General features: G+C 49.6%; 14 protein-coding genes and 1 tRNA gene. 9 read left to right on the forward strand and 6 right to left on the reverse strand.

The features are described 5' to 3' along the window. Positions 1-75 precede the first annotated feature (75 nt). Positions 76-846: a response regulator transcription factor gene (locus tag H6G21_RS06290; protein WP_190571663.1), complete on the forward strand. Its 771-nt coding sequence runs from the start codon at positions 76-78 to the stop codon at positions 844-846. A gap of 44 nt (positions 847-890) precedes the next feature. On the opposite strand, the gene H6G21_RS06295 is transcribed toward H6G21_RS06290, so the two are convergent. Then, on the reverse strand, positions 891-1,868 hold the full coding sequence (locus H6G21_RS06295; RefSeq protein ID WP_190571665.1) for a sodium-dependent bicarbonate transport family permease: 978 nt from the start codon (positions 1,866-1,868) through the stop codon (positions 891-893). Between the two features lie 126 nt (positions 1,869-1,994). Between H6G21_RS06295 and H6G21_RS06300 the strand changes: the two genes are divergently transcribed. From H6G21_RS06300 to trmFO, 3 genes are all read left to right on the forward strand, one after another. Then, positions 1,995-2,068, forward strand: a tRNA-Arg gene (locus H6G21_RS06300). A 525-nt stretch (positions 2,069-2,593) separates the two neighbouring features. After that, complete coding sequence (locus H6G21_RS06305) at positions 2,594-3,421, forward strand: fasciclin domain-containing protein (RefSeq protein ID WP_199307054.1); 828 nt, start codon at positions 2,594-2,596, stop codon at positions 3,419-3,421. Positions 3,422-3,639: 218 nt separating this feature from the next. Then, positions 3,640-5,058 carry an FADH(2)-oxidizing methylenetetrahydrofolate--tRNA-(uracil(54)-C(5))-methyltransferase TrmFO gene (gene trmFO, locus H6G21_RS06310; RefSeq protein WP_190571667.1) on the forward strand — a complete coding sequence of 473 codons (1,419 nt, stop codon included), beginning with the start codon at positions 3,640-3,642 and terminating at the stop codon, positions 5,056-5,058. Between the two features lie 271 nt (positions 5,059-5,329). Here the strand turns inward: trmFO and ald are convergent, their stop codons facing one another. Further along, positions 5,330-6,415, reverse strand: a complete 1,086-nt coding sequence (ald, locus tag H6G21_RS06315; protein ID WP_190571670.1) for an alanine dehydrogenase — start codon at positions 6,413-6,415, stop codon at positions 5,330-5,332. 831 nt (positions 6,416-7,246) lie between these two features. On the opposite strand from ald, the gene H6G21_RS06320 reads away from it, so the two are divergent. The 5 genes from H6G21_RS06320 (at position 7,247) to crtB (ending at position 12,041) form a co-directional block, all read left to right on the forward strand. Continuing rightward, a complete protein-coding gene (locus H6G21_RS06320) occupies positions 7,247-8,251 on the forward strand; it encodes a glycosyltransferase family A protein (protein ID WP_242041681.1) in 1,005 nt (334 codons plus the stop codon). 232 nt (positions 8,252-8,483) lie between these two features. Continuing rightward, positions 8,484-8,660 (forward strand): chlorophyll a/b-binding protein, encoded by a 177-nt coding sequence (locus H6G21_RS06325; protein WP_190571674.1) that lies wholly within the window; start codon positions 8,484-8,486, stop codon positions 8,658-8,660. An 83-nt stretch (positions 8,661-8,743) separates the two neighbouring features. After that, positions 8,744-9,073, forward strand: a complete 330-nt coding sequence (locus tag H6G21_RS06330; protein WP_190571676.1) for a hypothetical protein — start codon at positions 8,744-8,746, stop codon at positions 9,071-9,073. Positions 9,074-9,757: 684 nt separating this feature from the next. Next, positions 9,758-10,945, forward strand: coding sequence for a DegT/DnrJ/EryC1/StrS family aminotransferase (locus H6G21_RS06335; RefSeq protein ID WP_190571678.1), 1,188 nt, complete (start codon positions 9,758-9,760; stop codon positions 10,943-10,945). Positions 10,946-11,108: 163 nt separating this feature from the next. After that, on the forward strand, positions 11,109-12,041 hold the full coding sequence (crtB, locus tag H6G21_RS06340; RefSeq protein WP_190571680.1) for a cyanoexosortase B: 933 nt from the start codon (positions 11,109-11,111) through the stop codon (positions 12,039-12,041). On the opposite strand, the gene H6G21_RS06345 is transcribed toward crtB, so the two are convergent. From H6G21_RS06345 to H6G21_RS06360, 4 genes are all read right to left on the reverse strand, one after another. After that, positions 12,038-12,982 carry a phosphorylase gene (locus tag H6G21_RS06345; RefSeq protein WP_190571683.1) on the reverse strand — a complete coding sequence of 315 codons (945 nt, stop codon included), beginning with the start codon at positions 12,980-12,982 and terminating at the stop codon, positions 12,038-12,040. The genes crtB and H6G21_RS06345 overlap by 4 nt on opposite strands. A 172-nt stretch (positions 12,983-13,154) precedes the next feature. After that, positions 13,155-14,111, reverse strand: coding sequence for an RNA polymerase sigma factor, RpoD/SigA family (locus H6G21_RS06350; RefSeq protein WP_190572006.1), 957 nt, complete (start codon positions 14,109-14,111; stop codon positions 13,155-13,157). Positions 14,112-14,957: 846 nt separating this feature from the next. Further along, positions 14,958-15,320: a hypothetical protein gene (locus H6G21_RS06355; RefSeq protein ID WP_190571685.1), complete on the reverse strand. Its 363-nt coding sequence runs from the start codon at positions 15,318-15,320 to the stop codon at positions 14,958-14,960. A gap of 270 nt (positions 15,321-15,590) precedes the next feature. After that, positions 15,591-15,989, reverse strand: coding sequence for a DUF2141 domain-containing protein (locus tag H6G21_RS06360; protein WP_347277990.1), 399 nt, complete (start codon positions 15,987-15,989; stop codon positions 15,591-15,593). Between the last annotated feature and the right edge of the window lie 319 nt (positions 15,990-16,308).

Consider the following 16,308-nt stretch of genomic DNA (forward strand, 5'->3'; position numbering starts at 1 on the left):
TGCATGAGGTAGTCAGAATGATGCACTAACGATGATAGGATAACTCCCAGCAACGATTAGTCTGTCAATCAATGCATGGATGCCTCGAATAGTCCATACTCGTTCTTTCCACACAATACTGCGCAAATTCTACTAATTGAAGATGAGGAGTCAATTTCTGAAACCGTTGCCCTTGCCTTAAGCCAGGAAGGGTTCGAAGTAACAGTCATACGCGATGGGCGAATGGCGTTGGAAATGATTATCTCTCAGCAGGGAGGAGCGAGTGCTTCCACCAATGCAGCACCGATCGCGCGATTTGATTTAGTTATCCTGGATCTGATGCTGCCCTATGTCAATGGTTTGGATATCTGTCGGATGCTGCGGCGGGAAGGATATCAAACGCCGGTGCTGATGCTGAGTGCAAAGGCGACGGAAATCGATCGAGTCGTCGGGCTGGAAATTGGTGCCGATGACTATTTGCCTAAGCCCTTCGGAATACGGGAATTAATCGCTCGCTGTCGGGCCTTGTTACGCCGACGGCAGACGCCCCAAATGAGTCCCCAACAGCAACCGATTACGATCGCCGAAATTACCCTCTATCCCCAGGAATGCCGAGTCACAGTCCGGGGGCAGGAGGTCAATGTCTCTCCCAAGGAGTTTCGCCTGCTGGAAATTTTCATGCGAAATCCTCGGCGAGTCTGGTCGCGGGAACAACTGTTGGAAAAGGTGTGGGGGCAGGACTATGTGGGCGACAGTAAGACGGTGGATGTGCACATTCGTTGGCTGCGGGAAAAACTAGAATTAGACCCGAGTGATCCGCAATATCTTATTACCGTGCGGGGATTTGGTTATCGCCTGGGACGCTAGCTCAGGGGCGAGTCTCTCTGAACCGTCGATCGACGCCAGTTGCATCAAATCGGCCAGAACAGATTGATTCCGTAGAGATAGAGGGGAATTCCAAAGATAATGTTAAACGGGAAAGTTACGGCTAGAGCAGTGGAGATATAAAGACTTGGATTCGCTTCTGGGACGGACATACGCATGGCAGCAGGAACCGCAATATAGGACGCACTTGCACACAGGACAGCAAAGAGAAGCGCATCACCTTTGGACATATGAATGAGGTAAGCAATTCCACTTCCGAGGATGGCATTGAGAATCGGAATCAGAATTGAAAACGAAATTAGAAAAACACCCGTTTTTTTGAGATCTTGAATCCGCTTAGCAGCAATTAAGCCCATGTCTAAGAGAAAGAACATCAACGCGCCGTAGAACATATCCCCGATGAAGGGTTTCACTTTCTCATAGCCATGTTCTCCGGTGAGTAGGCCGATCGCGATACTGCCAAACAGCAAAAATACAGAGCCATTCAGAAACGATTCCTGAAGCACCTCGCCCCAACTAATGGCTTGGTCATCTTCCCGTTTGGCTGCAAAAATCTGCACCAAAATCAAGCCGACAATGATTGCGGGGGATTCCATCAAGGCCAGCGCCGCTACCATATAGCCGTCGGAGGGGATTTGCAATTGATCTAGAAAGGCATTGGCGGTAATAAATGTAACGGCGCTGATGGCTCCATAGGTGGCCGCGATCGCGGAGGCATTGTAGGCATCTAACTTCAGGCGTAGGATGAAGTAGGTATAGACCGGGACTGCGCAGGACATGAAAACGGCTGCGAGTACGGTCAGAAGCACATCCTGGCTGATGCCGCTATTGGCTAACTCAACGCCGCCCTTAAAGCCGATCGCGATGAGGAGATAGAGGGAGAAGAACTTGGGAATCGGTTGGGGAATCTCCAGATCCGATTTGACGAAAACCGCCAGCATTCCTAAAAAGAAGAATAAAACTGGCGGATTCAAGAAATTTGACGCAACCAGACTGAGATCCATCCCTACTCCCACAGACGAATGTAAAGAAACCTTACAAAGATCCAGTGTGACACGAGCGGGGACGATCGTACCCATCTCAGAATTGCGCTGCTATAATTTCTGAGGAGGTTGTTGAACAAACTCCATGGGGCTGTAGCTCAGTAGGATAGAGCAAGCGCCTCCTAAGCGCTGGGCCGCGCGTTCGATTCGCGCCAGTCCCGTTATCCCAATAGCCCGTGTTTCAAGGCTGTTAATCCTGAACACGGGCTGTTTTGTAGCAATTTTATTCTGATACATCTTCAAAAATACTCGATCAGTTAAGGGCGATTTTAAGGACTGTTCGAGGGAAACGACATGGACTATCTCAGCCTCTACGCATTTTTTTTGGGAAAGGTTTCTAGGATGCAACTTCGATCGGGATATCTATCCAGAGACATAGGCAAAAATACTGGTTAGATTTGTCTGTGACGATCGGAATTCAGCTCAATCCCAGTCCCCATCCCATGTTGCCAAAACACCATAGAGTCACCTCTGGGTTCCATTCACCGACTCTATCTCCAGATAGAGATTGAATTTCCGAGGGAACCCTAGCAAAATAGCCAGCGTCCTTTCCAGTCCGAATCGCTCCAAACCCAGATTTAAAAGCCAATTTAGCGTTTCCAGATTTGTCAAAAATGCATTGCCTTCGGTAGGATGTGACGGTTCGTTGCAAAACTCCTAAGTTTCATCAGCGGAGGTCAAGAACGATGAATCGTTTGCATTACACTCAGTTTGCTAAAGTCCTTGGTTTGATGGGTGCAGGCTTGTTCGCCAGTCCCGTTCACGCCATGCCCAGTCAAAGTGTTCCCTCAACCACCCAGACATCCACCCAGACGCCCGCAGTAGCTGCGGAAGTTCCGGCTCCAGCCCCCACGGCACCAGCTCCAGCAGCAGCCCCAGAGCCAGCTACAATTCCGAAGGAAGTTCCAGCCCCCGGCACCCAAGCAGCTCCCTTAACCCCACCGACGGGAGACACACCCAAAACCACCGAGGCTCCCAAGACGATCGTGGATGTGGCGGGTAGCAATGAATCATTCAAAACCTTAACGGCAGCCATCCAAGCAGCCGGTCTCACTGAAACGCTAGCCAGTGAAGGCCCCTTCACGGTCTTTGCACCCACCGATGCTGCCTTTGCCGCTTTACCCAAGGGCACGGTTGAAAAGTTGCTGAAACCGGAAAATAAACAGCAATTAATTAAGTTACTGACTTACCATGTAGTTCCCGGCATTGGCACTTCCGAGACATTAAAATCAGGTAAAGTACAATCTGTGGAAGGTCGTTCTATCACCCTTAAAGTAGATGAACAGGGTGTTATGGTGAACAATGCCAAGGTGACCACGACAGACATCAAGGCAGCCAATGGTGTAATTCACGCGATCGATAAGGTCATCCTGCCCCCCAACGATCGTACGGCCACTAAGGCCAAACCCTATACTTCGATGAAGAAGCCGGACAAAGCAACCATGCCCGTGGTCAGCCCAGATGCCAAGGCTGTACCTGCGACCCCACCTGCGGCTTCAGAGAATAAGCCCTAGGATGGCCCAGGACTCATCATCAAACCAGTCATCAAACCAGTCATCAAACTAGTATCACAACACTAGTTATCACAACATCTGAGCATCACGAAACCTGACATTCCTGAATCGAGGTTCTCCAAACGGGGAACCTTTTTTGACGTTTGCCAGCGATTTCGCGATCGCCTGCCGTATCCTAGAAAAGGACTTTCTAGCAAACCGTAGGCAACCTAGGCACAATGACAACGCAATTCCCCGGACAGCTATTCCCTGAACAGCCATCTCCTGTCCATGTGATTGGGGGCGGACTGGCTGGCACCGAAGCGGCTTGGCAAATCGCCCAGGCTGGGGTTCCCGTCATTTTGCATGAGATGCGCCCCTTGCAAAAAAGTCCCGCTCACCATAGCGAGCATCTGGCCGAACTGGTTTGCAGCAACTCCTTTGGGGCTCAGGCCACCGATCGCGCGTCGGGGTTGCTCCACGAAGAATTGCGGCGGTTGGGGTCGATCGTCATTGCCAAAGCGGATGAACACCAGGTTCCAGCGGGGGGAGCCTTGGCCGTCGATCGGGGAATATTCAGCGAAGATTTAACCCGCACCTTGGCCCAGCATCCCCTGATCGAACTACGCCGTGAAGCTGTGGATACCATTCCCTCGGAGGGCGTGGTCGTCCTGACGACGGGGCCATTAACCACCGATGCGCTGGCGGCGGATCTGCATCGCTTCACGGGCATGGAATACATGAGTTTCTTTGATGCGGCCAGCCCAATCGTGGTGGGGGAATCGATTAACTTTGACGTTGCATTTTTGGCTTCGCGCTACGATCGGGGGGAAGCGGCCTATCTGAACTGTCCCATGAACCGGGAGCAGTACCTTGCCTTTTGGACAGCCCTCTGTCAAGCAGAACAGGCGGAACTGAAGGACTTTGAACGGGAAACGGCCAAGTTTTTTGAAGCTTGTTTACCGATCGAAGAAATGGCGCAACGGGGAGAAGATACGATGCGTTACGGCCCGCTCAAGCCCGTGGGGTTGTTTGATGCGCGGCTAGGGGATTTTCGCGATCCGGAAAATAAATCGAAGCGACCCTATGCCGTGGTGCAATTGCGCCAGGAAGATAAGGCGGGGCAGTTGTGGAATATGGTGGGCTTCCAAACGAATCTGCGCTGGGGGGAACAAGCTCGGGTGTTTCGCATGATTCCCGGTTTAGAGAATGCAGAATTTGTCCGCATGGGCGTCATGCATCGCAACACGTTTATTAATTCACCGGAATTGCTGGAAGCAACGCTGCAATTTAAGCAGCGGGCAACGCTCTTGGCAGCGGGACAACTGAGCGGAACCGAAGGCTACACCGCAGCCACGGCGGGAGGCTGGCTGGCGGGAACCAATGCGGCACGGGTTGCCCTCGGACGGGATCCCTTGGTTTTACCGACCACAACCATGATGGGTGCATTATTTGACTTTATTAGTTCCGCTTCGCCGAAGCATTTCCAACCGATGCCGCCAAATTTTGGCATTCTGCCGACCTTGCCTCAAAAGATCCGCAATAAGCAGGAGCGCTATGGGGTTTATCGCGATCGATCTTTTGCGGATCTACAGGCTTGGATGCGAGAGCATCAAATCGTTCCAGCCCAGTGCGAGCTGGATTCGCTATCCGCCTAAAGAAGATCATGGGTCACGGGTAGACAGTCCTTAGCCAAGGCCACAGGTGCCGGATGATACTTCAATGGATTTGCAAAATACGGATTGACCGGAATGCTCCTTTTGCCACGTTGATGCGGGAGTTTCAGCACCAATAGAACTTTGAGGGATTGCATGTGGCAGATGAGGGGGTGAATTTGACCGACGATCGCTGTCGCATTCTCCAGTTCTTTGGCTCTACCTGTCGTCAGTACTACTTAGCGAACATCCAATATCTGCGGACTATTACACCTCAAGCTACTAAATCTGGAAAGACCTGCTGCACTGCTGGATGCAGCAACCGATGTTGGTCAACATTCAAGCCCTGCGCTAATGCTGGGTCTTTTTCCAAGGCAATGCGGCCAAAATCCGCTAACTTTAAAACATAGGGGAGTGTACTATTGTTTAACGCTTGGGTCGCCGTCCAAGGCACTGCCCCCGGCATATTGGGTACCCCATAATGGATCACGCCCTCCTCCACATAGGTGGGTTGACTGTGGGAGGTCGTGCGCATCGTTTCAATACATCCCCCCTGATCCACAGCTACATCCACCATCACCGATCCCGATCGCATCCGCTGAACCAACCCACGGGAAACCAATTGCGGTGCTCTCCGTCCCGGTACCAACACCGCCCCCACTAATAAATCAGCAGTGGGAACGATTTCATCGACCTGCTGGCTGTTGCTGTAAACCAAAGCAACCCGGGAGCCAAACAGCGTTTCCAACTCCGCCAACCGATCGACATTCACATCCAAAATCGTCACCCTAGCCCCCAAGCCCACAGCCATCTTCGCTGCCTCAGTCCCCACAATCCCCCCACCCAAAATCACCACATGACCCGCTGTAACACCCGGCACGCCCCCCAGCAGCACCCCTCGGCCCCCCTGCTGTTTTTCTAGAAACCGTGCCCCAAACTGCACCGCCAACCGTCCCGCAATTACACTCATCGGCACTAGTAAAGGTAATCGCTGCCCGACAGTGACTGTTTCATAGGCGATCGCACAGGTTCCTGACGCAATTAACCGCTCCGTTAAAGTCCGATCGGCAGCCAAGTGAAGATAGGTAAACAGAAACTGATCCCGACGCAAAAAGCCATATTCATCCTGCAAAGGTTCCTTGACTTTGACAATCAAATCCTGACTCCAGGCTTCCGCTGCCGTCTCAACAATTTGGCCCCCCACCTGCGAATAGTCCGAATCAGCAAACCCCGAGCCTACGCCTGCCTGGGTTTCGATCGTCACCTCATGGCCCCGTTCCACCAACGCACGCACGCTACTGGGACTCAACCCCACTCGAAATTCTTGATCCTTCGTTTCCTTGGGTACGCCGATTTTCATACTCACCTCAGTTCAACATAAATCGATCTCCGATGGAATCACAGCTTCAGCGGAGTTGCAAAAACTGTGGAATGATCCTGCTAGTGCCTTTACTAAACGGTCTTCGCCACACATTACGCCAGCTTTAGGCAGTGCCATGAGGAAAAATGGATCTGGGGTTTGGGGCACCCGCACCCTTCTCTAGCCGAGCCCAGATAAAAATATTGCATGACTTAGGAATACACAGATGTTTGATTTATACCGAAGAGACACAATAGACAATTTCTTTACTACGGAACATTTGTCAAGTCTTTTCCACACAGTTTGTGGAAATTTAATCTGAGATTCGTTTGTTATACTTCTTTAGATAGATTCTTTACCACCCATTACATCGCAGCAATCGTTAGATTTCCTGAGCTTTGCCTCGTTTTTTGGCAGGACAGTGCTGATTCAACGATAGAAGCACGATCGAAGAAAGCTTGAAATTCAACCATAGATCAAACTCACCCAGGATTGATCTTTAAACCTGATAGCGACGGATAGAATCTCGTTGTCTGGAACTCAAGAAATCCAAGCGATTTAATCTCTAGCTGGGATGAGCTGCCTTTTTGGGGGATTGCTACAGAAGACTACAATACAAGCTTGTCAAAACAAAGGTTCTATCCATATCCCCGAGGCTACCATTGATGAAAGTCTATCATCAATCCATCTTTGCCCACTAATTTTCTACTCAGCCTTCTAGATCAATATTTGATAAATTTTGGATTTCAATAGGCTATGTGCAAACAGATTCATCAGAATAGAAATACGAAAACTAGTTGGATCGTTATTCTATTTACCTGTTAACAGCACATGAATTCACATAATCAGCCTCGTGTTTCTATTGGAATCCCTGTTTACAATGGCGAACGCTATTTGGCACTTGCATTGGATTCAATATTGGCACAAACATTACCTGATTTTGAAATTATTATTTCTGATAATGCCTCAACCGATAGCACGCAAATGATTTGTGAGCGTTATGCCGATCAAGATTCTCGCATTCGCTATTATCGTGCCCCAGAAAATCGGGGTCCCGGTTGGAATTTGCAGCGAGTTGCCGAATTAGCAACAGGTGAATATTTTAAATGGCAAGCCCACGATGACTTATTAGACCCTAATTTTTTAGAGAAATGTGTTGAGGTGCTCGATCGGGATCCCAGTGTAGTCCTGTGCCACTGCTATACATCCCATGTGGATGATCAGGGCAGCGTTTATAGCGTAAACACAACCCCTTGTCACACTGACTCCCACTGTCCTAGTGAACGATTTCGGGCTTGGATGAAAATCAAGCAAGACTATGTGGGTTGTGAGATTTTTGGCGTCATTCGCAAACAGGTTTTGGATGCCGCTCCTCCGCTGGGATGCTATGCCCACGCAGATGTGATTTTCGTGGGTCTTTTAAGCCAATTTGGTCGATTCTACCGTATTCCAGAACCCCTATTCATGTTTCGCATTCACGCAGAACAATCCATGCAAACAATTCGGGATCATCAGCGTCGTAGGCGGTTCAAATTACCTTTCCGAGGCCCCTTACCTGCAACAGAATGGTGGGATCCTAGCAAAAAAGGTCAGCCCGATTTGCCAACCTGGCGTCTATATGGATTGTACGGTCGGTTCTTCGCTAAGCACCCCATGCAATTGCGCGATCGCCTACTCTGTTACCTCGCCCTGCTGGAACGACTGATTCTTAGTAAAGACCTTCTACGGCTAGGGATTGATATTCTACTGGCTGTAGAAACAATGCTAACTCCCACACCCAGCAGCAGAACACACCGCTCAACTGAAAAAAAAACAGAACCCGCAAAAATGCTATGACCTGTTACACCAGCGATGGCAGCCTAGACTACAATAAAGAAGTTCAGTAAAAATTTGTTACATTTTACTTGTAACACTTTACTGGTTCACTTGTGACGCTTTACTTGTAAGGTTGTGCCAGGTAGCTCTGAATTCAAGCCCCCGAGGTATTTACCATTCCAAGTATTTTTATCTAGGTTCTTCGATCGAGAACTGACGAGTCTAGGCAAAGACAAGCAGCGAGGTTTGGAATATGGCACAAACACAACCCACCACCGTTCCCAAATTGGAAGATCCTAAGATTGGCTTCAACACCTATGCAGAAAGACTGAATGGTCGTGCCGCTATGCTGGGTTTCATCATTGCTCTTGCGATCGAGGTTCTCACTGGGCAAGGTGCATTGACTTGGTTAGGGTTAATTTCTCCCTAAAATTTCCCTGGTTTATTAAGAAAGTTTTGGAATGGGTAATTAGTGATGACCACTAATACCCTTTTTTTATGGTTGGGGCTGGGGTGGTCTCCGAAGTTCCGCTGAAATTTGGGATGGGCAAGACTGGCATGGGCAAGACTGGCATGGGTAAAACTGGCATGGGCAAAATAATAACCATGATTCCCTTCGGACGACGATCGATTTATCGTCAAGATCCCCTGATGGGTTGGCTGCTCACAGGGGGCGCAATCAATGTCGTGTTGGGTAGCTGGGCAGACCATTCCACATTAGTCCTACTGGGCCTAGTGACAGTTGGGATGGGACTCTCACTTCGGTGGATCTCCTTCTATTTAAGACATCCTCGCTACAACTCACCTGATCAGGCATCCCCCCATGAGTCGCTGACTCCCTAACCTACTAGCCCACTGCATCATTCCCAGCCCCAGTCTTTTGGAGCTATCTTTTTACAGCCATCTTTTTGCAGCCATCTTTTGAGTCATCGCGCCTTCCCTACGCCTCATCTCTATTACCCTTCTAGCACCCTTAAGGTTTTCTTCACGATAAGCCCGTATTTTCTTCATTGATTGAATCAATCGATAGCCGTGAAATTGCGGATGTCTGTTGCGTTTCAGCAGATATGAATGTGATCGGGTTCTGGAAAATTGCTGTGTAGGTTTGATTAGTGCACAGGGTAACCTAGCTATATCCCCCAAGTGCAAATGTCGTGAAAGCACGATCTCAATTTTCACCGGCAATCCCAGGTTGCCTGCAATCCCAGGTTGCCCGTAATCCCAGTGCTTCGTTGCCTTCTCCCCTGCTCATCGTGCATCTCATTCATCGACGGTTTCCATCTACTGTTCTAGTGCATCTCTTCATTGGTTCCCAAACTATGGAACTCATTGAGGAGACGCCCCCCCCTAATAGATTCATTCCGTCTCAGTCCGATCGTATTCCACCCAAGATCTGTCCTATCGACTTCAGGAGATCCATCCCAGGGCTGCCCTCGCCTGTTTGTGATGCGCGATCGCCAGAATCATGAATAAAGAGCTTCTCAAGCATCCTTAATTTCTCTTGAACTACCCATCTAGGCCATGGCTATGCAAAGTGTTTCCGTAGCAGTTCCCTTTGTGGATCTTTCTCCTCAACATCAGCCGCTACAGGCAGAACTAGCCCAGGCAGTTCAAACAGTCATGCAGCGAGGTGACTACGTCTTGGGTCAAGCCGTTGCTGAGTTTGAAGCTGCATTTGCCCGTGCCTGTGGGGTCGCCCATGGTGTCGGTGTGGCATCTGGCACCGATGCGATCGCCCTAGGGTTGCAAGCCTGTGGCATTGGCCCAGGGGATGAGGTGATTCTCCCGGCCAATACCTTTGTTGCGACCTTGATTGGAGTGATGCGCACGGGAGCCAAGCCCATCTTGGTAGACTGTGATCCACAGACGGCTTTGATGGATCTGATTGCCGCAGAAAATGCCATTACCCCCAATACAAGGGCGATCGTACCCGTTCATCTCTACGGTCAAATGGTCTCGCCGACCTTACTGCTGGATCTAGCCAATACCTACGACTTACTAATTTTTGAAGATGCCGCCCAGGCTCACCTCGCAGAGCGGGAAGGCTATCGGGCGGGGTCGGTCGGTCGCGCTGCCGCCTTCAGTTTCTATCCCAGCAAAAACCTTGGAGCCATGGGAGATGGCGGCATGGTGGTGACTAAAGATGAAAAGGTGGCACAAACCCTACGATCGCTACGGAACTATGGCGCACCTCGGAAATATTTCCATACCGAGATGGGCATCAATAGTCGTCTAGATAGTATGCAAGCAGCTGTGCTGCAAGTGAAGCTACCCCATTTAGCAGGTTGGAACCGCGATCGGGTCAGCATTGCTGAAGCCTACAATCTCCGCCTCAAACCCTTAGCCTCCTTGGGAATTTTGCCTCTCCATAACCATGCAGGACGGGGCCACGTCTATCACCTCTATGTTGTGCGGTTGCTCTCGGAACAATCTGGCGTCCGGGAGCCTGCCTCCGTTCCCCGCGAATTCCTCCAGGAAATACTCGATCGCCAGGGGATTCAAACCGGAATCCACTATCCCCTTCCCTGTCATTTACAACCGGCCTTCAAGGCTTTGGGGTACCGTCCGGGGGATTTTCCAGTGGCAGAGAGACTGTCGGAGGAAATTTTGTCCCTACCGATGTACCCTGGTTTAACAGAAATGCAAGTCGATTTAGTGGTGAATACCTTGGCTTCAGCCCTGGAGCTCGAACCGGAAATGCGGATTTCAGCTTAGACAGCGATCGCAGGACTGCCCACTCAAGCCCCGCAATGGGCAGAATGATAGGCTAGGGTACGATCGGGGATGACTAGTGTAGAAAGCATGGATTAGTTCAATGGGGTCCTTCCAGACTTCATGACAGCGCAATCACCAATCGCAATCACCAATCGTAATTACCATGGGAACCGCTAGCCTATCAAAATCCAATGCCCCAGCTTGGGTGAATGGCGTACTGCTGGGCACCATGTCCTTGTTGTATACACCATTGTTGCTGCACTGGTACCAAGGCTGGCTGAACAAAAGTATTAGTATCGAGCACGAATACTTTAGTCATGGGCTGATTGGCATTCCCTTTGCTGTTTATATTGCTTGGACGCTGCGTCACAAATGGTCGAAGTTACCGGATGCTAGTGCGTGGGAGCAAGCGATCGGGTTGGGATGCGCAGGGGCAACAGGTAGCCTCTATCTGACTGGGTTACCAGATTTTGTGAATCTGTCCTTGCCGTTGATGCTAGCGAGTATCATCCTTTGTTTAAAAGGCTGGGCAGGTCTAAGGTTACAGGGATTTCCCTTGGTGCTGATTGCCTTGGCAACGCCCAATGAATTGCCCTACCTCATCACGCCCTATACCTTGCCATTACAGAGTTTTATTGCAAGCTGTGCAGGACTCCTGCTCCAGCTATTTGGCATGAACGTTACCGTTGATAGCATTAATCTATTTGTGAACGGCAAACAGGTTGAAGTTGCGCCCTACTGTGCTGGACTAAAAATGCTATTTACCAGTTTGTATGTTGCATTAATGCTGTTGTATTGGACGGGCACGATCGCGCGTCGTTGGGCAGTTGTCAGTTTACTGGCCAGCGCCGTTGCCCTCAGCATCACAGCCAACATTATTCGGAATACAATGCTGACCTTTTTCCATGGGACGGGTCAGGATGGCTTGTTTGAGTGGCTCCATGATAGCTGGGGAGGCGATCTCTATTCCGCTGGATTGTTGGGACTGTTAGTCCTGATCAGCCAAAAGTTGGCAGACATCCTCGACCAGCAGTCCAATTCCAAGCGCAGCGGAACTGTAACCTTAAACAATGGAACTGTTAATAACGACCATTAGGCAGCATACCCAACAGCGGTTAACAGCGTGAGGGGCGTTACAGTTTTGAGGTGCTGAAGTTGCTCAGGATTGCGTACTAACAACGCGCCTGCAAAACCCAATGAATTGACAGCAATTCCTTCAAAACTATCCTGTGATCGGGGGATTAGCATCATCCAATGGCGGGTCAGTAGAAGGTTATAGGCTCTAGGCAATAAATGGTGACCATCATGACTGCTAGCAGCTTCGCGAGCAGATCCGCCCATTGCGTTCAGACATCGTAGGTAACCCTCTAAATAAATTTGAGACATCACCTCGGAGGAGTTAAAAGAATCAAATTTTGCAATGTAATGAATAAAAGGCAGGGTGGAAACCGTAACCATTCCATCGATCGCCTGAGCCGCTTCGATCGCTGAGGCGATCGGTAAACCGGGGCCATTCTCGAGCATTCGTGACGGCACCCACTGCAAGTGTTTATGGCGTTGGCTGGCACCTGCCAATGCGCCACCATTGTAAAAAATTAATCCATCCAATTCCGCCAAAACCTGACTGGCCGCAGCAAAATCTGGCAAGGTCAAGGCAGCATCTTGCTCCTCAAATTCCCGGGTAATCAGCAAGATGTGGTGATCCACGACATTAAATTTATTCAGTAAACAAACATGGGTCGAGGATAGATCCGCCACATAGAGTTCTGGCTCGTAGGGCAAAAACGGATTAAACGCCACCCCCGATCGCGCAGTTTTGCGATCCTGCTCTTTTTTGGCGGCGGTCTTGCGATCGAGGTTGGCTAAAACTCGGACGAGAAAAGGAATGCCCGCCTGATTGACAATCTCATAGGTGGTTGCGATCGATTCCAGTGCTCCAGAAGCTAAGGCCGATTGACTACGATCGACAATGCGTTGCCAGAGGGTACCCGGTTCATAGACTGGATAGGTTGGATTCACAAGTATAGAAGGATTCATAATCAATCAAGATACAATAGCTGCCCCCAATTCTGGGGTTTACGAGGCAGAGAAAAGGGTGCCAACTTGATGTCAGCACCCTTGCCATAGGACGTTAAACTTAGCACTCACACAACAATTCAGCGCTGATACAAAAACTTAGCACTCCTAGACGGATTGGAAGAGACAGAATCTAGCTAGCCAGATAGCCTGCAATGCGTCCTTTCCGCTTCCGGAGCTTACTCAAGGCTTCTCGCTCAATCTGCCGCACCCGCTCCCGACTGATATTTAAGCGATCGCCAATTTTTGACAGGGTCATCGACTGGCCATCCGTCAGTCCAAACCGCAGGGTCAGCACTTCACGCTGCTGGGGCGTGAGATCCGCCAGCATACACTCAATATCTTGCCGGAGGGAGTTTTGGGCCGCAAAGTCTTCTGGGAGTAAGCCTTGATCCTCAAGGAGTTCGCCCAACTCAGTATCTTGGTTATCACCAACACGCAAGTCTAAGGACAGCGGAGTCCGGGCATGGAGCAGGTATTCACGGACTTGTTGCTGGGGCAAATCCAAGGCTTGGGCCAGTTCCAAGGGAGTCGCTGCACGCCCTAACTGTTGGCAAAGTTCCCGCTGGGTTTTCTTAATCTTGTTGAGCTTTTCAGTGATGTGAATGGGTAGGCGAATCGATCGACTTTTTTCAGCGATCGCGCGGGTAATCGCCTGTCGAATCCACCAGTAAGCATAGGTACTAAAACGATAGCCTTTACTGGGATCGAACTTTTCTACCCCGCGCTGCATGCCGATCGTGCCTTCCTGGATCAGATCCATCAGATCCACATTGCGCTTCTGGTACTTCTTGGCCACGGACACCACCAGCCGCAAATTAGCCTCCACCATGCGTCGTTTCGCCAGTTCGCCATCGGCTAAAACTTGATCTAACTCAGGCTCAGAAATTCCAGCGGCATCAGCCCACTCCGATGGACTAGGGGGATGGCCCAATCGATCTTCTAAGCGCTTCAGCACGTCATTCAAGTCTGCAAGCTGACGGACTTGCTTACCATAGACAATTTCTTGTTCGTGAGTTAGCAAAGGCACCCGACCAATCTCTCGCAGGTACCAACGAATTGAATCAGTTTTAGATGAGTCCAACTTCATCATGGGCTAATGTTCCGGGGGAAGAGCAAAGCAGAAATTGTAAAACTAGTTAACTTCTAGTACAGTCTGTTCTGAGCAAGAGATTCCGAGGAAGAGGTTCCGAGCAGTACGCTCCAAGCAGAATTCATGGATTGGGCCAGTCCGATCGACCTAGGGAAACGTTGCCCGTTCAGGAGCCAGATCGTCTGAATCTGGTCATTGGGCAAACGCTTAAGCCTAATTCAACCGATTGAATATCCCCTTGAATATCCATTCACAACCTTCCAACTCTTCAAACAGCTAGAGTAGAAAACCTGAAACACCACTCAGAAAGAGAACTAGAATGCGCAAACCAACTAGAATGTGCGAACCAAAACACGGGAATTCAAGGTGCGACCTAATAATGTAAGAAAAGTGTTCCTTGGCAAGCGCCTACCCGATAGGGATAACCACTGTAACCAGGGATCAAGCTTTACACACTAGAAACAAGAATACAAAAGGAGCCTAGACAAACTTTCAAATATGAAAACAGTAGATAAGTGAGATCAAGAAACTTGTCAGCTTAGGAAGCATGTATAACGAAAAACAAAATATTTAAATCTACTTGAAACTTCTAATAATCTTTAGAGTACCAACTTTAATCGATCAAAACTGCATTCCGCAGTACAAAATAACAGACTGTTTATTCTTTAACTATATTCTATTCCTCGATCGCCTCCTTCTGTCAACTTCAGTCCATCATCTAACTGGTGATCCAGATAACGAGCAAGTTACTTTGCTGCTGACCTGATCGCGCAGGATGGACTCGGCTCCAAAGCGAGCGAGCATTCGGTCGCTTAATTCGCATCCGAATTCGCATCCGCTTGCTTACCCGTTCGCCGCCATCGTTCGTAAGTTCCGCAGGGAGTTGATACAGAGTATACAGTCGCAACCAAACAGCGCGATCGCTGCGTTGCCCTCCTCTTCGGTAAATTCAAATTCATAGGGAGAATTAATCGGATCCATGGCGTGATCGATCGGTTTCGTCTGAGGGGACTGTTTTAGTCTGCTGATGCGATCGCAAACTAAATTAAATCGGCTGTGATTGGAAAAAACACAAAGCTGGGGTTCGGTCGCATACTTATCAGGATCCGAAACTTGAAAAGCATGGGCAGGCAAAGCAACCAGCCAGCAGAAGGAGGATCCAACTAAGGAGGGCAGGGAAAAAAGACTTAGGAGAAGCCGATTCATACAACTACCTCAAAATGGGTCGATATTTTGGGGGTATTAGGGATATCGTAGGGATCGCAGAAATCCCGGACTATCCCAGGAGAATCAAATAATAAGTTACTCCTTTTTGGGAAATGTGATCTCTGGGAAATACAATCTCTGGAAAATATAATCTGCATCCTTACAGTCATAGATCTATAGAACTAGATTTACAGATCTACAACCTGGATAGCGATCCCCTGCAGGGTAGCCCGAGAAACCCCGAACGATGCCCCTACGCAGAGAAATGACTTAGCCACCAAACAAATATTTCATCTGAACTTGTAACGACGTATTGGGTCCTGCGACAACAACAGCCGCTTCCGAAAATTTTGGAGCACCCGCACGAATGGCAGGGTTGCGGGAAAATCCAAACCCTTCGGTGGGAATACCCAAGGCATTACGGTTCAGTTGATTATCGGAGTTGGCATCATGCAAGACGGCCACGGCATAGCTACCCGCCCGCAAATTGCTAAACGTGATCTGGGGCGCGTCGCTCGTGATTTTGACACATTGACTCCGAACCGCTTGGGTGCCATTACTGGGAAATCCCTTACTGCTAGAAAACAGACTCAGACAAACCTGCCCTTTCTGATTCTTCAAGCCATCAATTTCAACCACTAGATCGCTCTTCGCCTGGACTGAACTGATTCGTTGAGCATGGCTGGCGGGAACCGTGCAGAGTGGCAACAGGAGTGTCCCTAGGGACAAGGCGATCGCACAGACGGACGACTTTTTCACGCTGAACTCCTTCAGATAAGCAAAACCAGTAGTCGTGAAACCGTCACCCACAATAGCAGATACAAATCCTTTCCGAACAGTAATACTGGTGACAAATCTGTGTCATTGATGTGTCATACCCCACCCATGTTGCAGAAAACCCATGTTGCAGAAAACCCATTTTGCCTCGGTGAGGTCTAGCCAAAGCTAGGTTCACGCTCATTCCCTAGGTTCACGCTCATTGGCCCTG

The organism is Alkalinema sp. FACHB-956 (assembly GCF_014697025.1).
In the GTDB taxonomy this organism is placed as follows: Bacteria; Cyanobacteriota; Cyanobacteriia; order Leptolyngbyales; family Leptolyngbyaceae; genus Alkalinema.